Below are 25,596 nucleotides of genomic sequence, written 5' to 3' on the forward strand. Positions count from 1 at the left end.
TGTCTTGCTGATTGAGTACTTTCAATGGCAATATTTAAAACTGTGGACAGATGGTTTTAAATATTCTTTTACCACCCTTGTTTAATTAGGAGTTATTTTTGTGTCAACTACTGCTTGGCAAAAATGTTTAGGTTTGTTACAAGATGAATTTTCTGCTCAGCAATTCAATACTTGGTTGCGTCCTTTACAAGCCTATACAGACGAGCAACGTTTAATTTTATTAGCACCTAATCGTTTTGTTGTTGACTGGGTTAGAAAACATTTTTTTTCTCGTATTGAAGAGTTGATAAAACAGTTTTGTGGTGATGATATAAAAACTATTTCTATTGAAGTAGGCAGTAAAGCTGTTGAAAACATTAGTACTCCTGTTGAAATATCTATTAATTCTGTTCCTAATACCCAATCATTAAAGTCATCTTCTAAAAAAGCTGTAGATTACAAAAGCAGTCATTTAAATAAAAAATTTGTTTTTGATAGCTTTGTAGAAGGAAATTCAAATCAGTTAGCTCGCGCTGCTTCCATGCAGGTAGCAGAACGCCCAGGCGATGCTTACAACCCGTTATTTATTTATGGTGGAGTGGGCTTAGGAAAGACTCATTTAATGCATGCTATTGGTAATAGCATTTTGAAAAATAATCCTGAAGCAAAAGTGTTGTATTTGCATTCTGAACGATTCGTAGCTGATATGGTTAAAGCGTTGCAAACTAATTCCATTAATGAATTTAAGCGATTCTACCGTTCATTAAATGCATTACTTATTGATGACATTCAATTTTTTGCTGGAAAGGATAGATCTCAAGAAGAGTTTTTCCATACTTTTAATGCTTTATTAGAAGGGCAACAACAAATTATATTGACCAGCGATCGATATCCTAAAGAAATAGAAGGTATGGAAGAGCGTTTAAAATCTAGATTTGGATGGGGATTGACTGTAGCTGTTGAGCCCCCTGAATTGGAAACTAGAGTCGCTATCTTAATTAGTAAAGCAGAGCAATCTAATATCGAATTGCCCTATGAGGTGGCTTTTTTTATAGCAAAACGTATTCGATCCAATGTCAGAGAACTGGAAGGGGCGTTACGACGTGTTATTGCTAATGCCCATTTTACTGGTAAACCTATTACTATCGAATTTGTACATGAGGCTTTACGTGACCTTTTGGCTTTACAAGATAAGTTGGTGACTATTGAGAATATTCAAAAAACAGTAGCTGAGTATTATAAAGTAAAAGTAGCCGATTTGCTTTCCAAGCGTCGAAGTCGTTCAATAGCTAGACCAAGACAAATGGCCATGGCTTTGAGTAAAGAGTTGACTAATCATAGTTTGCCTGAAATTGGAGACCACTTTGGTGGTAAGGATCATACTACGGTTATTCATGCCTGTAGAAAGGTCAAAGAATTAATTCAGGACGATAGTGATTTTGCTGAAGATTATAAAAATTTAATGCGAATTTTATCTTCTTGATTTGGAGTCTATCTTGTTTGAGTTAACTATTAAAAAAGAAGAACTTATTGCTCCCTTGCTTACTGTTGCCGGAGCAGTGGATAAGAAACAATCTCTGGCTATTTTGTCTCATTTTTTATTGAAATTGACTGATGACTTATTATTTATTACTGCTACTGATTTGGAAATTGAAATATCTACTCAGGTAGCGTGTGATTCTAATCAAACTACAGGTTCTATTACTGTTCCTGCTAAGAAATTTATTGATATCATTCGTTCACTGGACGAAAATACTAGTCCTTCTATTATTTTTGATAATAATTTAGTATCAATAAAACAGGGTCGAAGTCTATTTAAGTTAGCTACTTTGCCTGCAGAAAATTATCCTGTGAGTGAAGACGAATGTAACGAAGTTGAGTTAACTATCCCCCGTATGGTTTTATTCCAACTCTTACAATCAACTCATTTTGCTATGTCACAACAAGACGTTCGTGTTTTTTTAAATGGTTTGCTTCTTGAATTTGAATCCAATCTTATCTCAGCCGTTGCTACCGATGGGCACAGAATGGCTATTTCCCGCTATCATTGTGATAATGTTAATCAGACTAAGTTGTTATTGCCTAAGAAAGGGGTGCAAGAGTTATTACGATTATTAAATTGTATTAATGATGAGAATGTTTTAGTTTCAGCAGGTAAATCACACATTAAACTGATTAGTAATCAGTTTGTATTCTTGTCTAAATTAATAGAAGCTCGATTCCCACCTTATGCTAAAGCTATACCTCGAGATCAGGACAAACAAATTATTATTGACTGTGCTACTCTTAAACGGTCTTTATCGCGTATTGTTATCTTGGCTCATGAAAAGTCAAAAGCTGTATTATTTCATCTACAACCTGGACAGTTAACATTAATAGCTAATAATAATGAGCAAGAAGAAGCGGTGGAAACATTGATTGCTGAAACACAAGGTGATGAACTCAAGATTGGACTCAATGCTACATATTTGTTGGATGTCTTGACTCATTTTTCTGATGGTCAAATTCGTTTATCTATGTCTAATACTGAAAGTAGTATTTTAATTGAATCATTAGCTAATGATAATTATCAATACATTATTATGCCTATGAAAATATGATTTTAACAGAAGTAAAAATTCATAATTTCCGTAATATCATATCAGCTCATCTATCATTAAATCCCAGATTTAATGTTATTACTGGTCCTAATGGTGGTGGTAAAACCTCTATTTTAGAGGCTCTTCATATGTTAAGTTGCGGGCATTCTTTTCGATCTCGAGAAGTAGCTCCTATCATTTCTTATGGATACAATACACTTAATGTTTTTGCTCGATCTCAAGATGAGGGTAGCATTAGCGTTCAAAAATCTTTGTCAGATGCTACTCAGATTAAGCTAAATAATCAGTTTTGTTCTACAACAAGTCAAATTGCTTATGCTCTTCCTTGCCAAGTTATCTATTCTGATGTTTTTCAAATTATTGATGCTGGACCTTCAGTGCGAAGAGGTTTATTGGATTGGGGATTGTTTCACGTGAAACATGATTATTTTACTCTTTGGAAGGAATATAAGCGCGTATTAAAGCAAAGAAATGCTTTATTGAGATCATGTACATTGTATAAACATTTTATCCCTTGGGATCAGCAGTTAAATCAATTAGCTAACGCTTTGGATTCAGTACGAAATGAGTATTTTATTCAATGGCGAAATCAGTTCTATCAATTGATCACTGAGCTAGCGAATATTTCATGCTCCATAGAATATTATAAAGGTTGGGACAAAAGAAATACTGGTAAAGATTTGCAGATTATACTTGAAGAATCTTTTGAAAGTGATAGAAATAAATTATATACACAAAATGGCCCTCATCAAGCTGATTTATTTCTCAATGCTGATCAATACAAAGTTAAGCATTCATTTTCACGTGGACAACAAAAAATGATTTTAATTGCCCTCAAGCTAGCTCAAGGACATTTACTTAATAATGACTGTCTTTATCTTTTTGATGATTTTTGTGCGGAATTGGATAATATACATCAAACTAAGCTCCTTGAGTATTTTAATTACCATCGCGGTCAGTTTGTTATAACCAATTTACAGAGCATTGGTATGGACAAGGTATACCCCCTAAGTTCCTTTAATTTGTATGAAATAAACAATGGTAATTTGTGTGTTTCATTTAAATAAATATGTAATACGTTTCACGTGAAACATGATTTATTAAATTAAATAGAATAGAACCTGAATTTATTAAAATATTTAATATCATTTACTACCCCTCAATTCGACTAATAGAATAATCTCATTAAAAACAACGAAAAAAATATTTCGTACTGAAGGATAAAATAAGAAAACAAAGCCTCTGTAACAATCATTTCAATAAAAATAATACATTAAAAAACTAGAGATACCATTAGGTTTATATAGGAAAAGGATACGTAAACTGTGTAGTAAAGTGAGTGAGTGTTGCTAATCATAAATATGAAACACAGACAACATAGAATAAGAAACACAAAAAAAAGATATGATAAATACGTCTTCCATATTGCTAAGGTTAAGAAAAGATTACACAGAGCTAAAACCTGAGTAAACAATCAAAAAGTAAATGATTTAATACGAACTAAACGAAGAAAAACGAATATTAAGCGAAACCAATTATTATAACAATCGATAGTAATTAATGTTAGACAGAGAAATTACAGTGGTGAAACATCCTGAATAAAAATACTTGAAGAAATTTTTAATGATCAGATATATTTATCAAAGATTAAAAATTAAAACTGCAATTATATTTAGCCCGGAAAATAAACAACCAGATTCCATCCTGAGCTTGGAAAAGGACGACAATAATTAGAGTAGAATAATGGCATTGAATTAACTCAAAATGGTATGATTTTGGTCTGTATACAAATGTAATTAAATTATCATTTATTGTTAAGTTTCGCCGTAATAAGCAAAAGTTCAAGAAGGCAATGGAATAAATAGAGAATTTTGCAATTTCTTGGGTATATTAAAGCAAATTTAAAGTGCAGGATGCGATTCTCGTATAGGCAATAGTCAAAATGGTATAAAACTCTAAAATAGAGAATTATTGCTTAGGCAACAAATACCATATTGCTTATCCAAGAGTTGCACACCAAAGTGAGACATAAGATATAAACCAATCTGAAAAGATGGTATAATAACACTATTTAATAGCATAATACGGCAAGAGGGCAGCTGATGAGCGTAGACGCCAGTTATGATTCAAACAATATTAAAGTCTTAAAGGGTTTAGATGCAGTAAGAAAAAGACCAGGTATGTACATTGGTGATACCGATGACGGTACCGGTTTGCATCATATGGTTTTTGAAGTGGTAGATAACTCAATAGATGAATCCCTTGCAGGTTATTGTAAAGAAATTTTCGTTACTATCCATAGCGATGAATCCATTACCGTGAAAGACGATGGTCGCGGTATACCCGTTGATATTCATAAAGAAGAAGGAAAATCAGCTGCAGAAGTTATTATGACAGTGCTGCATGCCGGAGGAAAATTCGATGATAATTCATATAAAGTATCCGGAGGTCTACATGGAGTGGGGGTATCAGTAGTTAACGCGCTCTCTGAAGAATTACATCTGTTAGTACGCAGACATGGAAAAGTCCACGAACAGCATTACAGACACGGAGTTCCTGATGCCCCAATCACAGAAACCGGTGAATCAAATTCTACAGGTACGCAAATCTGGTTTAAACCCAGCGCTGATACCTTCACCAATATTGAGTTTCATTATGATATTTTGGCTAAAAGATTAAGGGAGTTATCGTACTTAAATTCAGGTGTCTGCATTCATTTGCATGATGAAAGAACGCAAAAAAAGGATACTTTCCATTATGAGGGTGGAATACAAGCATTTGTTGAACACCTTAATAAAAATAAAACCCCGATTCATCCGCTTGTTTTTTCAATGAATGCTGAAAAAGATGGAATTGTGATTGAATTGGCAATGCAGTGGAATGACTCTTATCAAGAGACAATATTTTGTTTTACCAATAATATCCCACAGCGTGATGGTGGAACACATATGGCTGGCTTTAGAGCGGCATTAACCCGAACATTAAATAATTATATTGAAAATGAGGGGTATGCAAAAAAAGCTAAAGTATCACCAACTGGCGATGACGCACGTGAAGGATTAACAGCTGTTCTTTCAGTCAAAGTACCTGATCCAAAATTTTCATCGCAAACAAAAGACAAATTAGTGTCATCCGAAGTAAAGCCTGCAGTGGAATCCTGCGTAGCAGAAAAACTCAATGATTTTCTTCTGGAAAACCCTTCCTCTGCCAAAGCCATAGTAGCTAAAATTATTGATGCAGCCAGAGCGAGAGAGGCTGCGCGTCGCGCTCGTGAAATGACTCGCCGTAAAGGTGCACTGGATATTGCAGGACTGCCAGGTAAATTGGCAGACTGTCAGGAAAAAGACCCAGCTCTTTCTGAATTATATTTGGTTGAGGGTGACTCGGCAGGTGGTTCAGCTAAACAAGCACGTGACAGGAAATTTCAAGCCATCTTACCTCTCAAAGGTAAAATCCTCAACGTCGAAAAAGCCCGATTTGATAAGATGCTTTCTTCTCAAGAAGTTGCCACTTTGATCACTGCTCTGGGTTGTGGAATTGGTCCTGATGAATATGATCCTGACAAGGTGCGTTATCATAGAATAATCATCATGACCGACGCGGACGTGGATGGTTCTCATATAAGAACATTGCTATTGACTTTTTTCTATAGACAAACCAGAGAGTTGTTAGAGAGGGGCTATATCTACATTGCACAACCACCTTTGTACAAAGTGAAGCGTGGAAAACAGGAGCAATACGTTAAAGATGATGAAGCTCTGTTTGATTATTTGACTCAATGCGCATTGGATGGGGCAGTTTTTTACCCGGCCAAAGAGGTGCCAGCAATCTCAGCGAAATCATTAGAAGAGCTGGTTCATCATTTTAGAAGAGTCGAGAAGATTATCAAACGATACAAAAGAAGATATCCAGCTGATATTTTAAAACGAGTGGCATATATGCCGATGCTGCATAATGAAGATTTCAGTAACCAGAATAAAATAGAAAACTGGTGTAAGCAATTACACTTGAGTTTGCAACAAGTGGACAGCAAAACCGAACAATACAAAGTAGATGTTCAAACACTCACAGAAAGCAATCAGTACAGTCCAATAATTTCGATTTCCCAACATGGTACAGAAAATTTTATTCCAATGCAGGTTGAATTTTTCTCATCCAAAGATTATAGGGAAATGATTGATCTAGGCCATAAGCTATCCAGTTTAATTGAAGAAGGGGCTTATATTCAGCGCGGAGATAAGTCTTTATCAGTGGAAAATTTTGAGCAAGTACTTAATTGGCTAATGGAAGAAGCCAAAAAAGGACAAACCATACAACGCTATAAAGGTCTTGGTGAAATGAATCCTGAGCAATTGTGGGAAACTACAATGGATCCTGAAGTCAGGAGAATGTTGCAGGTGAGCATCGAAGATGCAGTAGCTGCAGATGAAATCTTCACAACATTGATGGGAGACAATGTAGAGCCACGGAGAGATTTTATTGAGGCCAATGCCTTGGATGCTGAAAATATAGATATTTAACGACAATCTAACACAATTTCAAGTAGGCGCTTCGCAATAAAGCGAAGCCCAAATCCCTCCAAGCTTATTCAATATTAGCGAGAACATACTGAAAATGAATACTTATTTTGGGTTAGCATTAAACGAAGCTATGCAAGGCATCGAAAATGGTGACGGAGCCCCTTTTGGCGCTTGTGTTGTAAATAAAGGTCAGATTATTGCTTTAGCACATGATACCGTTTTAAAAGAAAATGATGCAACGTGCCATGCTGAAATGAATGCGATTAGAATCGCCTCAAAACAATTAGCAACACATCGGTTGGATTCAAGCATCATATATTGTACCTCGGAGCCATGCCCAATGTGTCTTGCCGCTATCCATTGGTCTGGCATCAATCAGTGCTATTTTATCGCAGATCGTAAATGTGCTGCTGAATATGGTTTTGATGATGATCTCCTATATGATGAACTAATAAAACCACTTTCCAAAAGAAAAATGTCTATCATACAGCAAGTTAATCTTTACGATGATGTTAAGAATTTATTTGAGTGTTGGAAAGAAAAAGGATTGCCCTTGTGTTAAGCAAAAAATACTAGACTACCTAAGCTGTTACAAATTAAGAATATGATGAAATAGTCATCATAAATGTTATATAAAAATGGTAGCAATGATTCAGAAAGTATTAAGCAAGGATCGCAATAGCATGAAAAACTTATAAGTGCTGCATCCTTGCAGCGAAGTACATCCTTTGTACTGGTCCCTTAGTTGACCTCCTGTCAGACATATCCATGTCATCCCTTTACAACTCAAGTATTAACCAATAGGCGATTGCTGTCACTGAGCGGAATGAGCATCGAGATGTAAGAAATTTCTCAATTCTTGGGTGGCATTGTCTCTCTCTGGACTATCATGGTTTCTAACCTTTGACTGGCCAGGACAAATTCCAGGACAAAAACAATAAGTATCCGTTATAATCAAATTGAAGTCTTGATCATATAGTAAGTTTTTTTGTAGTCTCTCTAAAGAGACTACAGTGTTTATTACCGAGATTTTGGTTGTTGTTGTGTTATGCAGTGTATCCCACCACCACCTGCGAATACATCCAAAGCATCAATTTGAGTAATTTGGTAGTTAGGGAATAACTGGGCAAATAATTGAAAGGCCGAATTATCGTACGACTCATGGCCAAAAGCGGGCATGACAATCCCCTGATTAGCCAAATAAAAGTTAATATAAGACAGGGTGAGTCTCTCTCCATCAAGATAAGTGGCTGGTGGTTGCTCTATCGTATGCACTTCCAGAGGACGTCCTTTCGCATCTGTCGATGATTTAAGAATTTCAAGATTTTCCTGTAAATTGTGATAATTAGGATCGTTTTTGTCTTTAGTAATTAGGCATAATACCTTTCCTGGAGCAATAAAAGTGGCAATTTCATCGACGTGCCCATCTGTTTCATCGCCTATTAAACCTTTATTAAGCCAAATAATATGCTCTGCTCCTAAATAATCACGAAGGTATTGTTCTATAGCTTGCTGGGATAAATTAGGGTTACGATTCGCATTTAGCAAACATTCTTTGCTTGTTAAAACGGTTCCCTCTCCATCCACATGGAAGGAACCACCCTCCATAACCAATGGAGCATGGAAGTATTGAGCATTGGTATATTTTATAATTTCAGTAGCAATTTGATTATCTAACAGGCAATCAAAATAATTTCCACCCCAAGCATTATGGATCCAATCAACGCCCGCCAATTGCATGGTTTGATTAATTAAAAAGGTAGCCCCAGTATCTCTTGTCCAGGAATCATTTAATGGCAAAGGGATTATATCAATATTATTTCCACATAGATTTTTGGCAGATTTTTCATCTCCTGGATTTACTAATAAAGTGACCGGCTCAAATTGAGCGATAGCGTTTGCAACACGCGCATAGGCTATCCTCGCTCTATCTAAACCTATTTTTGACCAGGTGTTTTGATGACATGGCCATGCCATCCAGCATCGTTCATGGGGATACCATTCAGCTGGCATGTAAAACTCATATTCTTTTGGTGTTGTTTTCATAATCACTGCGCTACATTTCCATCAAGATAGGTTAATTGAGAAAAAATGCTTCTTAATTCATTCAAGTAGGAAAGCGTTTTTTCTTTGGGTAGTTCTGATTTTATTAATTGCTTTTCATAAGACTGAATTAATTTTTTTGTATCAAAGTGTGCAAAATTTAACACATTTGTTACTGTGTCGCCACTGACCAGATCATTTAGTTCAAACTGCCCATCATCGGAAAGTTTTACGTCTAAAGAATTAGTATCTCCAAACAGATTATGCAAATTACCTAATATTTCTTGATAAGCTCCAACCAGGAAAAACCCTATGTTATAAGGATTATTTACATCATACGATGGCAGCATTAATGTAGTAGTAACGCAGGAGCTTCCAGGGTACTGTTTAATGGTACCGTCTGAATCGCAGGTTAAATCCTGCAGTATACTATGCATGCTCAGAGTTCTATCCAATTGAGAAATCGGCGCTACTGGAAAAATCTGGCCAATCGCCCAGGCATCAGGGATGGATTGGAAAAAAGAGATATTACAAAATATTTTAGCGGCCATGCATTCATTGATTCTCATCAATAAGGCCATTTCACTGGGGTTTTCCTCATCCAGTTTGTCTTTAATCTCCATGCAAATGTTGGTGTAAAAGGCTTCTACTTTAGCTTTTTCCTGTAGACTTATAACACCATGTTTAAAAAGGGAATGGGCTTCATTAAGCGAATGTGCCGCGTAGTTATATATTTCTGTAGGTGAGCTATCGGTGATGGCTTGGTAAGTATCATAAATATCGCGAATGACATGAGAGTCGTCTTCAGATATTTCAGGAAGAACAGGCGCTTTATTAATGATCTCTATATCCGTAATATTGGAAATTAATACAGCATGATGTGCTGTCAATGCACGGCCCGATTCGGAGATAAGATCAGGTTCTGGTATTTCGGATTCCTGGCATAAATGCTTTAAGGCCAACATAATATGGGTAGCATACTCAATAAGACTGTAGTTCATTGAACAGCCCTTATTGGATCGGGTTCCTTCATAATCCACACTCAGCCCTCCACCGACATCAATGGTATTGATGGGGGCATTAAGTTGGCGGAGTTCAATATAATATCTGGCTACTTCTTGCATACAATGTCGTATGTCATGGATGTTGGCTATTTGTGAACCCAAATGACAGTGCATTAACTGCAAGCAATCCAGCATATCATTAGCTTTCAATTGAAAAATTAATTCAAGCACTTGTTTGGCATTTAATCCAAACTTGGATTTAACCCCGCCAGTATTTTCCCACTTGCCTGCACTCTTGCTGACCAGCCTTATACGTACACCCAAGGTTGGTTTTACTTGAAGTCGTGCCGATTCTTTTAAAATGATGTCTAATTCGGATTTTTTTTCAATAACGATGAAGACATTATGCCCCATTTGTTGGGCAATAAGAGCTGTACGAATGTAGCTGTTGTCCTTATAGCCGTTACAAACAATAGTACTTTGCTGATCACCCAACATGCCTATGACTGCCATTAACTCTGGTTTACTGCCGGCTTCTAATCCAATTCGATTATCAGGTGATTTTAATAGTTCCCGCACCACACTTTGTTCCTGGTTTACTTTAATTGGATAAACCAATTGATAATTACCAGCATAATCAGAGTCTTCTCTGGCTTGAGTAAAGGCTTGATAAATTCTTTGGACTCTATCATGCAAGATATCACTACAACGGATCAGCAAAGGCAAATGTAATCCAGCCCGATCAGCGGCATCAATTATTGCTTGCAGTTCGACTCCCTGATTACCAGGTTTTTTACTAATTTCGATGTTTCCCTTGGAGTTAATTCTGAAATATCCCTCACCCCAATTTTCAATGTTATAAAGATTTTCATCTGACAGAGTATTATTGTTCATTCTGATTTTCCAAAAGGGATTAACGGGATTTGACTAATTCAAGGTAAGTCTCGGGTTCTCGTTGTCGGGAAAATGGAAACAATCGTCCCCACAAATCACGTTGGCTAAAGTCTAATTCAGCAACTAATACAGCAGGCTCACTTCTTGGTGCTTGTGCTAAAATTTCTCCCATAGGAGTACTGATAAAACTACTTCCATAAAACTGTAAATCGTCTTCGCATCCTATGCGATTGACTGCAATAATGAAGGTATTACTCATAATTCCCTGAGCAACCATCACCTTCTGCCACATAGGTTGACTATCAAATCCTGGGGCGGTTGGCTCTCCTCCGATTGCTGTGGGGTATACCAGAATTTCTGCTCCCTTTAATCCATAAATTCTTGATAATTCCGGAAACCACTGGTCATAGCAAGTTGGCAACCCGAATTGATGTCCAGCAATGGTGTGCACAGGATAATTAGAATCGCCGGGTTTAAAATAAAAGTCCTCATGATACTTTTCACCACTGGGTATATGTTGCTTTCTGGTTACTGCGATTAATTCGCCCTGAGTGTTAAAAGCTACCGCAGTATTGTAACCAGCCTTTTCAAAAAGCGATGCCGTAATATAGATTTTGTGTGCTTTTGCCATTTGACTGACAAATTGTGCAGTAGGTCCAGTCGTAATATCCTCCATGAAGGGTGATGGATCAACGTCTGAGCGAGTACAGAAATAAGGACTTAAGGTAAGCTCTTGTAAACAAACGAGTTTTGCTCCACGTTGAGCTGCTGAAAATATACCCGAAGCCAATTTGTCTTGATGTTCTTTGGGGTTTTCATGCCATTGTTCTTGAACCAATGCTACCGTTAGTTTATTTTCTTTCATTAGAGTTCCCAGTTGAAATGATCTTAAATTTACTTTTTATGCCGAATTGGAATATCTTTATCCTTATCAAAAAAATAGAACCGTTACGACAGATTAAAAATCCAGCTATATTATCAAAAAAAGTGCTTATTGTACTAGCATTAATTTTAATTAATTCCTAATTACCAATTTAAAAATACTATTTTAATGAGTTGTTGTACTTTGTTTTCTCTTGGAGCAACACGAGATGCTTGTTGAAAGATAAATACGTAAAAACATCTCACTTTGCTTACCCAAAGCAAATTTTGCGTTTTAATTCAATCTCGATTTATTTTTTGCTCACAATACTTAAATGAATTACTAGAAAATACTAACACGATTTATTGCGGGGGGTTGTGTAAAGAATGGGTAAAAAAGTGTAAAGTTGCCCTTGCTTAAGCAAGGGCGAGAATACTGATATTTTATTTGCCAAATAACCCACAAAAATTGGTCCAACAATTTCCTTTCTCTTCATCCTCCTCAGACTCTGAAACAACAGATTCCATTGGCGAGCTCTTCTTTTTTTGCTCTTCCAATTGCTCTTTAAACAGAACATTTCGATTGCGTAGGCTAGGAGACTCTTGCTTGGGTGTAACCTCTTCTTTGGGCGGCAATACAACGGGAGTGGGTCTTAAGTAAGGTTCCTCTTTAGGCACCATCGCACAAGCTATTAATCTAAAAGGACTAGATTGATCATGAGCTGAACCATTGATCATTTCAAGCTTTCTACTGATGTCTGAACGAGTTTTAGTGTCCAGCTTGGCTAATTTTTCCCCAATGGATTGCTCGTGGCCTTTTAATAGCTCCGGGAACAACATTGCAAACTCAAGACATAAGTCAACACTAAAATCACGACTGCAGAAAAACTGCTCCGGATTGTTACCTAACAAATAACGATCAATATCTCGTCTTAAAGCAAAGGCGGATTGTACTTTTATTGCAAATTCACTGTTTTCGCTACAGAAACTCTTTATTTTTTGTGAGATGTCATCATGTGTTTCAGATGGAGCTCGAAGAGCTAATTTTCCAGCAATAGAAGTTTCTTTATCTCCAAAGTTAAATAAATTTGCAAATTCAATACAAGCATCAATACTAAATTCTCTGCTTGAAAAGAATTGATCGGGTCTATCACCTAATAATAATCGGTCTATATCTCTACGAATAGCAAAAGCATGTCCTACTTTAGTGGCAAATATAGACTGTGGAAAAATATTATTAATGTTTTGAGATACACGAGAACGATCTTGTGGTGGGGTCGTTTCAGCAAGCCTTAAAGCAATTGCAGTCTCAGAATTTGATAAGACATCAATAGCTAACTTATTGAAATTGTTAAATAACTCATCATCAAATTCCTTTTCCAATATCATGGAATGAGGATTTTTATTTCTGGGGTCAAGTAAAGAAACAATTCTTCTTTTTACTTCATAGGCCTCGGATAAAACAGAGTGGAAGCTCTCACTATCATTTGCTGGTACTCTTAATGCTTCCATTGCTAAAGCAAAGCTTCTTAATTCTTCTGTAGGGCACTCCAAAATTAAACGAGCTGCCAGTTCCAACTTTTCTTCTTTAGATAATTTATTTAATTCTTCACGGTTTTCTGCTAATGCGTCACCATTACCAAGCACTTCATAGGGGTGTTCCAACCTTTTTAATTCATCACAAGTTAAACCCATTTAAATCTCCTTATAAACTCATCAGTAGCTGATTCTAGATGTGCAAAAAAATATTGCGATTGACTATATTAACGAATTCAAACCACGCTGTCATGAAAATATACTAAAGTTTTATTATAGGGTGTCGAATAAGTATGTAGATACCCGTTTTTGCCTTTAAAAATTACAATAACAACAAGGAGTAGGCAATGTCTAAAAATCATTTACTACAAGACCCTTTCCTAAATGAATTGCGCAAGGAAAAGGTACCTGTTTCGGTGTTTTTGGTCAATGGTATTAAATTACATGGAATTATAGATTCTTTTGATCAATACGTAGTGATGTTGAAAAACTCGATTACTCAAATGGTTTATAAACATGCGATTTCAACCGTTGTTCCTTCTCGTATGATCAAAGTTCCTGCGGAAGAAGGCTCTGGTGAGGAAGAGGGAACTGTGGCAGACTAGTGACTTTCTTTTTTAGGATTTAGGTAGTGTTTGAACGTCCACAAGGTGGTGAGCGAGCTGTTTTAGTACAGTTAGCTCTCCCTGGAGTTGATGCTGATAAGGCATTGGCCGAGTTTGAAGAGCTTGCACTTTCAGCGAAGGCTGAAGTGTTGGATTGTGTATTAGGTACCCGCGCTACCCCTGATGCCAAGTATTATGTAGGGAAGGGGAAAGCGGAGGAAATAGCACATCTGGTTAGCGTGTTGGATGCCGAGCTGGTACTGATCAATCATGAATTATCCCCATCCCAGGAAAGAAACCTGGAAAGATTGTTTGGGTGTCGAGTTGTTGATAGAAGCGGTTTAATTCTGGATATTTTTGCTCAGAGGGCTCGTACTTTTGAGGGAAAACTTCAAGTTGAACTCGCCCAATTGCAACATTTATCAACAAGGCTCATTCGTGGATGGACCCATTTGGAAAGACAAAAGGGAGGGATCGGTTTACGCGGCCCAGGAGAAACCCAATTGGAAACGGACCGACGTTTGTTAAGAGAGCGAATACGCTACATTAACAAACGACTGGGAAAAGTACGTTGCAGTCGTGATCAAAACAGACAGGCCAGGCGGAAAGCTTCCATGCCTACTATTTCTTTAGTTGGTTATACCAATGCCGGGAAGTCCACTTTATTTAATGCGTTAACGGGGGAAAGTACTTATGTTGCCGATCAGTTGTTTGCAACATTGGATCCAACCATGCGCAAACTGGATTTGCCAGGCTCTTCGTCTGCTATTTTAGCGGATACTGTAGGGTTTATTCGGGATCTTCCCCATCATTTAGTAGAGGCATTTCGCGCCACCTTAGAGGAAACCCAGCAGGCCGATTTATTATTACATGTAATCGATATTTCAGATCCAAATTGGCGTGAAACTGTTTTTGAAGTACAGAAGGTGTTAGATGAATTAGAGGTTAGTAATATTCCAGTGATTCAAGTGTTTAATAAAATTGATTTACAAGAAGGTTGGCAACCTAAAATTGATTATACCGAGGGCTCTTGCAAAGTATGGTTATCAGCAACATCAGGAGCTGGGCTCGGGCTTTTAAAAGAAGCGATAGCTACTCAATTACATGGAAAGATTCTAATTGAGGATATTGTTATTAAACCCAACCAGGCGAAATTACGAGCGCAATTATACCAACTGGGAGCCGTATTAAAAGAATATGTTGATGATAATGGCGATTGGTTAATGAGGATTAGGATTACGGTTGATCAAAAACGGCGTTTGTTTCCATGAATGATGCAGTAGTTTTCATCTTGACGACGACTGTTTTAATTGAGTATTTACAGTATGAGGTTGTCATACCGAGTGTTAACGAGGGACCTCCATGGCATTAGCTCGAGGCTACTTTCCGGAGATCTCTCGTTGACACTCGGGATGATGGGTTAATCACGAGGATGGTGAAATGTAAAGCAATAATAGCTAAAGAATAGTTTCAATAATTACTTGCTTTAGGTTGCTTTGTTGTCAACGATGACCTTCTCCAATGTTTTAGCAGTTTGTCCTCCATATAACTTTTTAACTAATTGGCCTTTTGGATTAAAGACAAAAGTTACTGGAACCCCTGTAATATCTCCCAGCTCTAAATCTCGAGCGGGATCTTTTAACAAGTTAGGGTAGTTGATGTTCAATTTCTTAATTAATAATTGTTGTTCTAGTAAAGGAAGAGCATCGTAGTTTACGGCATATAAGGCTACCGAATCGTTTTTATGGTTCTTGTAAAAACGATTAAATTCAGGGATTTCATCGACGCATGTTTCACACCAACTTGCCCAATAGTTGATAAAGACCCATTTCCCCTTCAGTGATGAAAAAGGAAAACTGTGACCGCGGGTGTCCTTTAAAAGTGTTTCTGCGTGGACAGTGAAGGTGGTGATTGCTAAAATCAGTAGGTATAAAAAAGTAGAAATTAAGCGGTTCATGATCACCTCTTGAATAATCGAAATTATAGGGTTTATATTTTTATGTGAGTTCAACCTAAGCAAGTAGTGAACTCACATAACATTAAGACATATTAAAATGTGTTGTTAAAATTTAAATAGGTAACAATACTCAGGTCACTAGTTTATCAGGAAACAATCAGACTCCCAAATTCATCTGAATTTCTTCTGTCTCTTCTTCTTGAACAGGACGAGTTCGTTTCAACCTTAATACGCTATGTTTATTTAATCCGTCCAAAATATCCAGTTGGTCTTTATTGTTGCGCCATCCATGTTTTGTTCGCCAGTCGAATACAGTTGGTTCGGGTTCAGGAATACATGATGGTGTAGGAATAGGGGCTCGTTGAGGACTCCTTTGTTTTTCATCCGCTATAATTTCAGTCAGCTTTTCATCAGAAACCGGGACAATTGCGCCATCATAAATATAAGGGAAAAGACGAAGTTTAGTAACTAACTTAAATGCTGACCATTTATTTGTGAGTTCTTTGTACCCATGTTTTTCTGGATTTTGTCTGAGCGACTCATATTCTGTGGGGGAAAGTATTTGAATTTTACTCAAATGTTCGCGGTAATATACTTTACCTTGACTTAAAACAAGCAGTGGTTGATGTTGTCTTGAATTAAAATCAACATCTGGCATATGTATTAAACCGCCAAAGTCCTTTTGCCCTGGTATTTTGCTTCCTGATAATACTTGATCTATGTCTTTTAGTGATGCAGTCATGCCATTTAAGCAGGCTAAACGGTTAAATTGATTAAGGCAGGTATCAAATTTACCATCCCCCCGAGCACGGGAAGGAGCTTCTGTTGTGTTAGGGTTCGGGTCGTATGGTCTTATAGTATAAACCCCAACACGATTCACTTCATCATGAATGTTATTGGCCAGGATATTGCCCCATACTCCAAAACGATCTTTTAATAGGACTCGTAAATCGCCAATCATGGACATATGTCCTGTAGCAAAATGATCAGAATAATAATGAAAAGTAAAAAACTCTATTGAATAGGCTTGCGCATGATAACGATTCGCTAAATCAATTAGGGTATTACTTGAAAGAGGCTCATTTTTATTTTGTAAGGAAGTCTTTAAAGAAAGCAAATCAGGATTATCTGATTGATAATTATTGTCTGCAGCCAATTGTTTTAATTCATAGGATAAACGTGCGTATCGTAAAGCGATAGCGTGCCCCAAAACATAAACCCGAATGGACCATGGCGTAAAATGAGTTTGATTGCGAACAAGCATTTCACCATAATCTTTGACCCGAAAATAATACATGAGTTGTTGGGCATAGAAATTCAGAGTAGGTGAAAAGGGTACATAGGTGGCGTTGTTAATGGAATAAATGCGATCAATTTCCTTTCGAGTCACGTCAGGAGCAGCCAGGTTATTGTATGCAGTAATTAAAGCATTTTCTTCTTTAGAGTCTATCGGTTTACGAATGAGGTATTTTCCCAATTCCACCGGAGAATCAAAGAGTTCGCATTTAGGCAGATCCAAATTCATGGTCCAATTAGCCTGGGTAAAGTAGTCGCCTGCCATGGCAATAATCTCCCCGGCCGACATTTCCAACTCCATCGGTTCGGGTAGATTATTTTCTCCAAATCGTTGAAGGCGTAGATGAAGCACTCCAAATTCATCTACCCGCAAATAAGGGTTTCCTTCAATATTATCCAGAAGTAATCCATTGCCTAATTCTGTGTGTTCCGTTGTGTTCATAAATTTGCTCCTGTCCCTAGAGTCTATTTTTATCATATCCTTGATAACTGGGTGTGCCAATAGGTGAAGTGACAGTAATTTAATTAGGAAACCGCAAGATTTTGAACTATCTTATATAATGATTGATGATGGAAATAACGAGCGATTGATATGAAGGCAATAGCAGTAGAGAAATTAATTCACGGAACTTTAATACGGGAAGGTGCTGGTGTTAAATTACGCCGGTATATTGGCGCTGACAAGACTAATGATTTTGAACCTATATTGCTTTTGGATTATTTTGATAGTACGGATCCATTGGATTACGTTGCTGGATTTCCGCCTCATCCGCATCGCGGATTTGAAACGATTACTTATTTGATGGAGGGATGCATTATACATGAGGATAATAAAGGCAACAAAGGAGTCATCAATGCTGGCGATGTTCAATGGATGACCGCTGGAAAAGGAATTATTCATTCGGAAATGCCATCGTCTTCAACTGGTCGTTTACAGGGCTTGCAGTTGTGGTTAAATTTACCTGCAGCAGAGAAAATGCGTGAACCGCATTATCAGGAAAAATTATCGGATCAATTGCCCATAGAGGTAAAGAAGTCAGGTGCGACAATCAAAGTAATAGCAGGTACTACTGATCAAGGATTGAGTTCGCCAGTTAGGGAGATTGCAACTCGACCTTTGTTTTTAGATATTACTCTTCCCGGGGATGTGTCTATTCAACAAACGATTCCTGATGATTATCAAGCAATACTTTTTGTTATTCAAGGTGCGGTGAAGATAGGAAAACAGCAAGTTGATGAAGGGATTTTAGCAAGTTTGACACAACAAGGTGGAGTGCTGCAAATAGAAGGCAAAGGCAATAAAGAAAGAAATCACTGTTTGCTAATCGCTGCGGCTAAACTTCATGAGCCTATTGCTCGATATGGCCCTTTTGTAATGAATACCCAGGAAGAAATTGCACAAGCAGTACATGATTTTCGCCAAGGGCATTTTTAGTCGAATTTACTTTATTGATTTTGGTTAGAGATTTGGACGCCTATTCGAGCTAATCTTCATAAGATAATATCTTGGTTGTTCAAGAGAATATTCGTACAATGTTAGCAGAAAGCACTTCAGAATCCAGAAGAAATTTGCTAAATAGCCCTGTTCTGGTATACGCGGTCAGTATAATAAGCTAAAGGACATTAGTTATTCCCACTATTTCTACCAGGTTATAGTGGCAAACCTAAAGTGAAAAAGGAGATTTTATGAGTTTGGAAGGGGAGTCTAAACCTCATGGTAATAACCCGTATGCCAATCGATTTAATAATTTACCTGCTAAAGATAAGGGGCGTTTTCCTCGTGTTGCTTATGTGTTACAAGGAGGTGGGTCGCTTGGAGCTTATCAATTTGGGGTGGTTAAAGGGTTATTGGAAGCTGGATATGAACCGGATTGGATTGCAGCAACCTCTATTGGCGCTATACAAGCGGCTATTATTGTAGGCAATCCACCAGAAAAGCGTATTGAAAAGCTTGAGAGGTTTTGGAAAGAAATTGCGCCAGGTAATTATTTTGATTTTTTAGGAGAGTCGGAGGCAACCATCGATTTTTACAATAAGCTGAGTGCTTATTTTGCTTTATTATTTGGTCAACCTGAGTTTTTCTTTCCTAAATGGTGTATAGGGACTATTCCTCTTTGGGGTGAGCCAACGACACTCAGTTATTACGATACTTCCCCCCTTCGTAAAACATTGCTTGATCTTATAGACTTCGAATTGCTTAATTCTTGCCCTATTCGGTTAAGCCTTGGTGCTGTTCAAATCAGTAACGGCCATTTAATCTATTTTAATAACATCAACTACCGCATTGAAGTAGAACATATTATGGCAAGCGCCGCTTTACCTCCCGGCTTTCCTGCAGTTAATATTGATGGGGAATTATATTGGGATGGTGGGGTCCATTCGAATACGCCATTAGAGGTTATTTTAGAAGCATTTCCTCCTGAGAATACTTTATGTTTTCTTATTGATTGTTTTGGTGGGAGATCCTTTATTCCCAAAACCATGAATGAAATTGAGGAGAGAAGGAAAGATATTTCATACGGTACTCATGCGCAACGCACTATTTATAATTATTTACAAAGACAACATATGCGAAACTCGATGATGGAATTGAGCCATATTTTAACCGATGAGCAAAAGAAGAAGAGTGCCCACTTGTTAGATATCGGAACGCCTCATCATTGTACTTTGGTTCATTTGGCGTACAGTTCCAGAGTAGTTAAAGCTGCGTCAAAGGATTACAATTTTGGCCGAGTAGTTATTAAAAAACGTATGGAGTCAGGATATTTAGATGCCAAGGCTATCTTGGCAGAAGAGTCGCAATGGGGTTATCTGCCAACAGATGGAAAAAGTCGGTTATATGAATCACCGAATAATCTTTCCAGGTTGTTCCGCAAATGGAAAAAAGAAGCATTTTAGTTTTAATGCTCAGGCTAGTTTTGAGTGGTAAATTGAAGCTGTTTAAATAGAATTATGAAAAGAGGCACTTCATTGTGAACCAGAATTCCACGGCATGGTATAAATCATTAAGCAAACAAATCCGCCTTTTCTTTAGTTATTCCATTCCTATGTTTTTTAAAAAGGGCAAAAATTATCTTAATCTTCCAATCATTGTCGTTGGTTTAGCTCTTATTATTGGTCTTTTTCATTTATTTTCCTACATGATTCCGTTTACTGATAACGCTTTTGTGGTAACCAATGTCACTCCTGTTGCTGCGGATGTATCTGGCTTTATTACTGAAATCTACGTTAAGAACGGCCAAAAAGTGAAAAAGAACGATCCTATATTTAGTGTTTATAGGGTCCCGTATGAGCTGGCTTATCAGCAATCAAGTGCTGATTACCAGGAAGGTCTAAAGAAAATTAATGTATTTCAAAAACAGATTGATAGAACCATTGCGCTGATTAATGCAACAGATGCCGAGCTTGAAAAAGCTCAATTTGCACTTGGACTTAAAAAAAATAAAAATGTAGCTGAAGCGGTATCTATCCTCGAATTAAAAAATCTTGGTTATGATGTTTCTACCCTAAGTAATAAACGAAATTCTTTGCGGCAAGAAGTAGAGGTATTGAGAGCCAAGATTGAACAGCAAAAACATACTGTTGCCAGTCTTAAGGCAAAAATGAATAATGCTAAGGTCAATCTTGATTTAACAGTCGTTCGAGCTCCTGGGGATGGGGTAATAGATAATATGTATGCCTCTCCTAATACTCCCATTGAGATCCATAAACCTGTGTTCTCATTTATAGACACTGCAAATTATTATATTCAGGCCAATTTTAATGAAACGGACTTACGTAATGTACGACAAGGTGATAAAGCCTATATCATTTTACGAATGTATTATTTTGATAAAATATTTCATGGTATTGTTGTCAACTCGTTATGGGCTGCTGAACGACAAACTACTGCACCAAAAAGTCAAATGCAAGTCGTCTCAAATCAAAACGAATGGTTATTGCTTCCTCAGCGATTTCCATTACAAATAAAAATACTGGATCCTGATCCTGAATATCCTTTAAACCCTGGTGCTAGTGCTTATGTTTATATCTCAACTAAAAGATAAGCTCGCTGCCTACGACAAGTATAAAGAGCATCGTATTAATGGGCTAAAAGCGTTGTTTGTTTTGGAATTAATGATTTTATTTTATTTTTTTTCTTCGATTGAAAATCCCTATTTTTATTATTTTTATGCTCCAATCACATGCTTTACTGTGGAGGCTGCGGGAGCGACGTTAAAAGAAAAATACCTTCTTTTATTATATACCCTTTTAGGAAGCGTATTATCTATATTCTTATTTGGTGTTCTTTCAGTGTACAACGTATTTTTCATTTTTTTTGTTTTTTTCTATTCGTTGGCTCTGTATTTCTTAGTGCTTCACAATTTTAGGAAAATGCTTGTTATTGTTCCATTGATACTAAGTTTGGCATCGTACTCTTTAATCTATGGTGTGGAAGCTGATAGCAATTTTTATGTCGCAATTAATAATGCGTTCTATACCTTGGCCGCCATGGTGGTTATCTTTTTTGGTTTGTTTCTTTTTCCGAAACGATATTATTTTGAGATTTGGGAGCGTGCCTTTTTTGAAGTAATTACAGGTTTGGAGTCTCTTTCTGCCAAGATTTGTAAGGGAGAAGTCGAAACTATCGCCATTTTCTCAGGCATTATTGTGATGGAACGTTATGCTAAAATGCTGCCTAAAAATATTAAATGCTACAGTATTTTAAAGATAACCATTTTAACCTTCGAGTTAATCCTGACAATGTCTTACTTGCTGTCTTTTCAGAAACAACTTCGTAAAGAATATGTTATTGTCTTAAATCATTATTTGGCACGTCTTTGTGATGCCAGCAAATCGAGGCAACCGGTCGTGCTTTCTAGGCAGGAATTGTCCGCTTTTAACGAAACCCATGAATTACGAATCTTATATCAATTAATTTTGAGTTGGAATTATTTATGCGCAAATGGTTAGGAGTTCAGGCATTTTCTTATCTTGAACTGCGTTGCATTCAGATCAGCACGGTATTTTTCTTTACCATTTTTGTTCAGGAATGGCTACGTTACCCACGAGCAGGCTGGACCGGCTTTGCGGTAATGATGATTTATGCCGGTTTTGATAATGGAACAACCATTTTTCGCACCTATCATCGTTTTTTAGGGGTGCTTTTAGGCTTGTTTACCGGATATTTATTATGGTTTATCGGCCATCTGGATTATCGAACGTTAATTATAATTATTCCAATGATGGTTTTTTTTGCTTTTTTTTTAGTGGGAAGAGCGTATAGCGTTCCGACTGTATTCACTGTCAATGTGTCAGTCATCGGTTCTGGTTATTTTAGTACGGAAAATACACTCCCAGTAACTTATTTTATTATTGATTATACTATTTGTACTTTAATTGCTTTTACTATTATTTTGAGCTTTGAGTATTTTTGGTTTAGGCATTATGGGCTCATGCAGCGATTTATTAGAAATACTCAGGCAGAGGTGATTGACGATCTTTATAGGCTAGTGAGTTTATTAAATCAAGGTAGAATAAGACGAACAGAATGGTTTTATTCCTGCATCAAATTGACGGACAGCTTATTTGAAGTGAATAAGCTGATAAAAAATTCACAATTTTTAATTAGTTCGGAACGTGCTGTTGGGAATGAGTTTAATCAATTTGTTGAACTGACAAACCGTATTTTTATTGGTCTTAAAGCCTTATATATGGCTTATTATACGAAACGCTATCATAAGTTTGATTATTATCAATTATTTCAACAAGTACAGAAAGATTTAGTACACTTAAAAGATTTTATTGCAGGTGAGCAGAAAATGGATCTTAGTGAGGGAGTAAAACATGCAACACCTGGTTAAAATCATATTATTATCAGTAATACTCGCCAGTTGCTATACTGAACCTTACCACAAGCCTAATGTTGAAGTGGTTAATAAATGGTCAGTAACAGATAAAAATGTTAAAAAAATTGATGATAAAAATGCTCCTTATGTGGCTTGGTGGCGTGATTTTAAAGATCCAACCCTGAATCAACTTATTGAAAGAGGATTGATTTCTAATACAAGCCTTAATATGTCAAGAGGGAGTATTGAAGCAGCACAGGGCGAACTAAAAAAAATCCGTTACCAGTGGGTGCCTACTCTGGATCTTCTGACTGGTTATTCAAGAAATCCTGCAACCGGTTTTCCTGGTGTTCTGATTGTTCTTATCCCTAATTATACGATAAACATCATTCATCAGATTAGAGAGCAAAAACAGGCAAAATATACTCTTGCTCAAGTGAAGGCAGAAGACGATGCTCTTAAGTTAACGATTATTTCGCAAATTTCTGCAAGTTATTTTACTTATCTCGCGGAAATGGAACGTAAGCAGCTTTTAGAGGCTCTTGCGAGAGATTTGATTCGATTAGCAAAAGTGGCCAATAAAGTATACCAAGGAGGTTTAAGCTCTGAAATTGAACAAGAAGAGTTATACAGTCAGGTCAATATGATACAAGGTGAGCTGGAAGTGACAGAACGCAATATAATCGTAAGTCGTAATGCTATCCGCTATTTGCTGAACCAAAATCCAGGCGATATAAAAACTTCAAGAAAATTATTACAACTTAAAAATCATACTTTAATACCTGGTTCTTTACCCTTAACGGTTCTGGAAAATCGGCCTGATATGCAAGTGGCTGAAAACCGTTTACGGGCTTCCCATGAGGGAATAGGTTTAGCAGAAAGTAATCTTTTGCCAACTGTTCAATTGGATTTTATAGGTGGTTTGGCTGCTGGAGATAACCGTTACGCTTTACCTAAAGAAACCGTTAAGTTTAATGATCAATTGTTGAAAGCACCTATTATTGATATGTCTGTTTTAGGTGCGGTGGCTAAGGCCAAGGGGGTAAACAAAGTCTCTTATTTTAATTATATTGATATTTTACAAAAAGCATTGAGAGACACGACCAATGCCTTATCGGAGAATGAGCGTTTAACTAATAAATTTCAGCAAACGTCTTATGCTCAAAAACATTTGGCAAAAGCCTATAATCTAAATCATAGATTGTATCAGACTGGTATTCAAAGCTATGTGGAAACCTTAAAAAGCAAAATTTCACTCGATAAAGTAAATATCAGTTTAAATCAGGATAAATTGCAAGAGTTACTAAGTGTTGTCCGTTTATATCAAGAGTTGGCTGGAGGATATCGTGCCAACCTGGAATCTGAAGTAAAACCTTCATCCTGAACACGATAGTCTCTTATAAATTATTAAAAAAGGTTTATGTACATTAACATCACTAAATTAAGCTATTAGTTGTTGATGTTAATGTATTTAAGGGTTCTTTTACCATGGGTTCTGGTTTATAAAACGAAACAGAATAATTAATTGACCTATTTTTATTTTGCTCTACTTCATTGATAAGAATTTCCAGTTGTGGTAACAAATTATTACGCACGTGATCTAACGTTTTTTGTAAATTTATTTTCATCTGTTCCAGTAATGGGGAGGGTATGTGTTGATACTCCTCAAATTCTTTATTAACATCAATTTTGAGAAACTCGGTAAAGACCTCTAATACCAGTTGATATTGCTCTGGTTTTGCTGTCACTTTTGGCTTAGATAAATCCTTATACATATCTTTAGTTAAAAAATAACTGAGATCTGTTTCCTCAAAGGCTGACAAATCACCCGCACAATCAATAATTGCTGTATAAACGTGCTGAATTTCATCTCTCACTGTGATGTATCGAATATAATGTTCTACTTTTACATCATCAATCCCAAGTAAGTTGCACATAAGAGCAAATTTAAGCATATGATCGTCATCTACTGTATGATCAACCAAGGGTAAGCCCCATGTTTGCTGATATGAAAGCCATTTGGATGCTACTGCATAATCATCATATTCCTCAGATACTATATTTTCTGTTTCGATTTTAGTTCCTCGCAGTACTTTAACTGTTTCACAATTAATTTTTACTGGGATTGTTTCTGCGATGTAATGCTCTCCTAAAACTTTTCCTATTATTTTTGAACATAAACATTCCAGGATAGTGACGCAATTAGGTGTTGCGGAAGATATGGTTTGATAGCCTGAATGCTCTCTTTTAAGTAGATATAATTCACTGTTTCCAAAATGGCCGATACCACCCCAACGAGATCCTCCTAGTTTCGCCTTGGTTTTAATAAAGTCACTAAGGTTCATTTCCTTTCTTTTTTCGTGTTTAATTAATTCATTTATTGTATTTTCGTTAATCATCTTGGTCTTTTCCTCGCAAACAAAATGTATATTATATGCTCAATTTGATTGCATATCAATCTTTTTGATGATTG

Annotated in this window: 20 protein-coding genes; 13 read left to right on the plus strand and 7 right to left on the minus strand. The window is 36.8% G+C overall.

The genetic code is table 11. From position 1 onward, the window contains the following. Nucleotides 1-100: 100 nt before the first annotated feature. The 5 genes from dnaA to ACZ5EK_RS00025 all read left to right on the plus strand — a co-directional run bounded on the left by dnaA (nt 101) and on the right by ACZ5EK_RS00025 (nt 7,661). Nucleotides 101-1,462: a chromosomal replication initiator protein DnaA gene (gene dnaA / locus ACZ5EK_RS00005; RefSeq protein WP_464430695.1), complete on the plus strand. Its 1,362-nt coding sequence runs from the start codon at nt 101-103 to the stop codon at nt 1,460-1,462. Between the two features lie 13 nt (nt 1,463-1,475). After that, nucleotides 1,476-2,579: a DNA polymerase III subunit beta gene (gene dnaN / locus ACZ5EK_RS00010; RefSeq protein WP_464430697.1), complete on the plus strand. Its 1,104-nt coding sequence runs from the start codon at nt 1,476-1,478 to the stop codon at nt 2,577-2,579. Then, nucleotides 2,576-3,646, plus strand: coding sequence for a DNA replication/repair protein RecF (gene recF / locus ACZ5EK_RS00015; protein ID WP_464430699.1), 1,071 nt, complete (start codon nt 2,576-2,578; stop codon nt 3,644-3,646). The genes dnaN and recF overlap by 4 nt, the downstream gene beginning before the upstream one ends. 1,035 nt (nt 3,647-4,681) lie before the next feature. Then, nucleotides 4,682-7,099, plus strand: a complete 2,418-nt coding sequence (gene gyrB, locus ACZ5EK_RS00020; protein ID WP_464430701.1) for a DNA topoisomerase (ATP-hydrolyzing) subunit B — start codon at nt 4,682-4,684, stop codon at nt 7,097-7,099. A 94-nt stretch (nt 7,100-7,193) separates the two neighbouring features. Then, the gene (locus tag ACZ5EK_RS00025) at nt 7,194-7,661 is read left to right on the plus strand and encodes a nucleoside deaminase (RefSeq protein ID WP_464430704.1); all 468 of its coding nucleotides are present in this window, start codon (nt 7,194-7,196) and stop codon (nt 7,659-7,661) included. A gap of 458 nt (nt 7,662-8,119) precedes the next feature. Here ACZ5EK_RS00025 and ACZ5EK_RS00030 read toward each other — a convergent pair whose 3' ends face one another. The 4 genes from ACZ5EK_RS00030 to ACZ5EK_RS00045 form a co-directional block, all read right to left on the minus strand. Continuing rightward, nucleotides 8,120-9,145: an agmatine deiminase family protein gene (locus tag ACZ5EK_RS00030; protein WP_464430706.1), complete on the minus strand. Its 1,026-nt coding sequence runs from the start codon at nt 9,143-9,145 to the stop codon at nt 8,120-8,122. 2 nt (nt 9,146-9,147) lie between these two features. Then, nucleotides 9,148-11,040 carry a biosynthetic arginine decarboxylase gene (speA, locus tag ACZ5EK_RS00035; RefSeq protein WP_464430708.1) on the minus strand — a complete coding sequence of 631 codons (1,893 nt, stop codon included), beginning with the start codon at nt 11,038-11,040 and terminating at the stop codon, nt 9,148-9,150. 19 nt (nt 11,041-11,059) lie between these two features. Beyond that, nucleotides 11,060-11,905, minus strand: coding sequence for a carbon-nitrogen hydrolase (locus tag ACZ5EK_RS00040; RefSeq protein ID WP_464430709.1), 846 nt, complete (start codon nt 11,903-11,905; stop codon nt 11,060-11,062). 440 nt (nt 11,906-12,345) lie between these two features. Then, nucleotides 12,346-13,596 (minus strand): lpg0008 family Dot/Icm T4SS effector, encoded by a 1,251-nt coding sequence (locus ACZ5EK_RS00045; protein ID WP_464430711.1) that lies wholly within the window; start codon nt 13,594-13,596, stop codon nt 12,346-12,348. A 188-nt stretch (nt 13,597-13,784) separates the two neighbouring features. On the opposite strand from ACZ5EK_RS00045, the gene hfq reads away from it, so the two are divergent. Together hfq and hflX are read left to right on the plus strand one after the other, a co-directional pair. Beyond that, nucleotides 13,785-14,042, plus strand: a complete 258-nt coding sequence (hfq, locus tag ACZ5EK_RS00050; RefSeq protein WP_464430713.1) for an RNA chaperone Hfq — start codon at nt 13,785-13,787, stop codon at nt 14,040-14,042. A gap of 26 nt (nt 14,043-14,068) precedes the next feature. Then, nucleotides 14,069-15,313 carry a ribosome rescue GTPase HflX gene (hflX, locus tag ACZ5EK_RS00055; protein WP_464430714.1) on the plus strand — a complete coding sequence of 415 codons (1,245 nt, stop codon included), beginning with the start codon at nt 14,069-14,071 and terminating at the stop codon, nt 15,311-15,313. A gap of 215 nt (nt 15,314-15,528) precedes the next feature. Here hflX and ACZ5EK_RS00060 read toward each other — a convergent pair whose 3' ends face one another. Together ACZ5EK_RS00060 and ACZ5EK_RS00065 are read right to left on the minus strand one after the other, a co-directional pair. Continuing rightward, nucleotides 15,529-15,999, minus strand: coding sequence for a TlpA disulfide reductase family protein (locus tag ACZ5EK_RS00060; RefSeq protein ID WP_464430716.1), 471 nt, complete (start codon nt 15,997-15,999; stop codon nt 15,529-15,531). Nucleotides 16,000-16,156: 157 nt separating this feature from the next. Further along, nucleotides 16,157-17,737, minus strand: coding sequence for a type IV secretion protein Dot (locus ACZ5EK_RS00065; protein ID WP_464430718.1), 1,581 nt, complete (start codon nt 17,735-17,737; stop codon nt 16,157-16,159). A 150-nt stretch (nt 17,738-17,887) separates the two neighbouring features. On the opposite strand from ACZ5EK_RS00065, the gene ACZ5EK_RS00070 reads away from it, so the two are divergent. The 6 genes from ACZ5EK_RS00070 to ACZ5EK_RS00095 all read left to right on the plus strand — a co-directional run bounded on the left by ACZ5EK_RS00070 (nt 17,888) and on the right by ACZ5EK_RS00095 (nt 24,507). After that, nucleotides 17,888-18,730: a pirin family protein gene (locus ACZ5EK_RS00070; protein ID WP_464430719.1), complete on the plus strand. Its 843-nt coding sequence runs from the start codon at nt 17,888-17,890 to the stop codon at nt 18,728-18,730. Between the two features lie 251 nt (nt 18,731-18,981). Further along, nucleotides 18,982-20,193 (plus strand): patatin-like phospholipase family protein, encoded by a 1,212-nt coding sequence (locus tag ACZ5EK_RS00075; RefSeq protein WP_464430720.1) that lies wholly within the window; start codon nt 18,982-18,984, stop codon nt 20,191-20,193. A 149-nt stretch (nt 20,194-20,342) separates the two neighbouring features. Further along, nucleotides 20,343-21,341 carry an HlyD family secretion protein gene (locus ACZ5EK_RS00080; RefSeq protein WP_464432514.1) on the plus strand — a complete coding sequence of 333 codons (999 nt, stop codon included), beginning with the start codon at nt 20,343-20,345 and terminating at the stop codon, nt 21,339-21,341. Beyond that, nucleotides 21,316-22,248, plus strand: coding sequence for an FUSC family protein (locus tag ACZ5EK_RS00085; RefSeq protein ID WP_464430721.1), 933 nt, complete (start codon nt 21,316-21,318; stop codon nt 22,246-22,248). Before ACZ5EK_RS00080 ends, ACZ5EK_RS00085 begins: the two co-directional genes overlap by 26 nt. Next, nucleotides 22,233-23,138: an FUSC family protein gene (locus ACZ5EK_RS00090; protein ID WP_464430723.1), complete on the plus strand. Its 906-nt coding sequence runs from the start codon at nt 22,233-22,235 to the stop codon at nt 23,136-23,138. Before ACZ5EK_RS00085 ends, ACZ5EK_RS00090 begins: the two co-directional genes overlap by 16 nt. Then, the gene (locus ACZ5EK_RS00095; protein ID WP_464430724.1) at nt 23,122-24,507 is read left to right on the plus strand and encodes a TolC family protein; all 1,386 of its coding nucleotides are present in this window, start codon (nt 23,122-23,124) and stop codon (nt 24,505-24,507) included. The genes ACZ5EK_RS00090 and ACZ5EK_RS00095 overlap by 17 nt, the downstream gene beginning before the upstream one ends. Nucleotides 24,508-24,559: 52 nt before the next feature. Here ACZ5EK_RS00095 and ACZ5EK_RS00100 read toward each other — a convergent pair whose 3' ends face one another. Beyond that, nucleotides 24,560-25,522: a hypothetical protein gene (locus tag ACZ5EK_RS00100; RefSeq protein ID WP_464430726.1), complete on the minus strand. Its 963-nt coding sequence runs from the start codon at nt 25,520-25,522 to the stop codon at nt 24,560-24,562. Nucleotides 25,523-25,596 lie beyond the last annotated feature (74 nt).

The sequence above is a fragment of the Legionella sp. JM-2024 genome, from assembly GCF_055389095.1.

What these genes read in the sequence shown, in the direction of transcription:
- ACZ5EK_RS00085 (WP_464430721.1), top strand. Translation starts at nt 21,316, where the DNA reads ATGTTTATATCTCAACTAAAAGATAAGCTCGCTGCCTACGACAAGTAT.
- ACZ5EK_RS00065 (WP_464430718.1), bottom strand. Translation starts at nt 17,737, where the DNA reads ATGAACACAACGGAACACACAGAATTAGGCAATGGATTACTTCTGGAT.
- ACZ5EK_RS00075 (WP_464430720.1), top strand. Translation starts at nt 18,982, where the DNA reads ATGAGTTTGGAAGGGGAGTCTAAACCTCATGGTAATAACCCGTATGCC.
- hfq (WP_464430713.1), top strand. Translation starts at nt 13,785, where the DNA reads ATGTCTAAAAATCATTTACTACAAGACCCTTTCCTAAATGAATTGCGC.
- ACZ5EK_RS00100 (WP_464430726.1), bottom strand. Translation starts at nt 25,522, where the DNA reads ATGATTAACGAAAATACAATAAATGAATTAATTAAACACGAAAAAAGA.
- ACZ5EK_RS00030 (WP_464430706.1), bottom strand. Translation starts at nt 9,145, where the DNA reads ATGAAAACAACACCAAAAGAATATGAGTTTTACATGCCAGCTGAATGG.
- speA (WP_464430708.1), bottom strand. Translation starts at nt 11,040, where the DNA reads ATGAACAATAATACTCTGTCAGATGAAAATCTTTATAACATTGAAAAT.
- ACZ5EK_RS00040 (WP_464430709.1), bottom strand. Translation starts at nt 11,905, where the DNA reads ATGAAAGAAAATAAACTAACGGTAGCATTGGTTCAAGAACAATGGCAT.
- ACZ5EK_RS00090 (WP_464430723.1), top strand. Translation starts at nt 22,233, where the DNA reads ATGCGCAAATGGTTAGGAGTTCAGGCATTTTCTTATCTTGAACTGCGT.
- ACZ5EK_RS00060 (WP_464430716.1), bottom strand. Translation starts at nt 15,999, where the DNA reads ATGAACCGCTTAATTTCTACTTTTTTATACCTACTGATTTTAGCAATC.
- recF (WP_464430699.1), top strand. Translation starts at nt 2,576, where the DNA reads ATGATTTTAACAGAAGTAAAAATTCATAATTTCCGTAATATCATATCA.
- ACZ5EK_RS00070 (WP_464430719.1), top strand. Translation starts at nt 17,888, where the DNA reads ATGAAGGCAATAGCAGTAGAGAAATTAATTCACGGAACTTTAATACGG.
- gyrB (WP_464430701.1), top strand. Translation starts at nt 4,682, where the DNA reads ATGAGCGTAGACGCCAGTTATGATTCAAACAATATTAAAGTCTTAAAG.
- ACZ5EK_RS00025 (WP_464430704.1), top strand. Translation starts at nt 7,194, where the DNA reads ATGAATACTTATTTTGGGTTAGCATTAAACGAAGCTATGCAAGGCATC.
- ACZ5EK_RS00045 (WP_464430711.1), bottom strand. Translation starts at nt 13,596, where the DNA reads ATGGGTTTAACTTGTGATGAATTAAAAAGGTTGGAACACCCCTATGAA.
- ACZ5EK_RS00080 (WP_464432514.1), top strand. Translation starts at nt 20,343, where the DNA reads ATGTTTTTTAAAAAGGGCAAAAATTATCTTAATCTTCCAATCATTGTC.
- ACZ5EK_RS00095 (WP_464430724.1), top strand. Translation starts at nt 23,122, where the DNA reads ATGCAACACCTGGTTAAAATCATATTATTATCAGTAATACTCGCCAGT.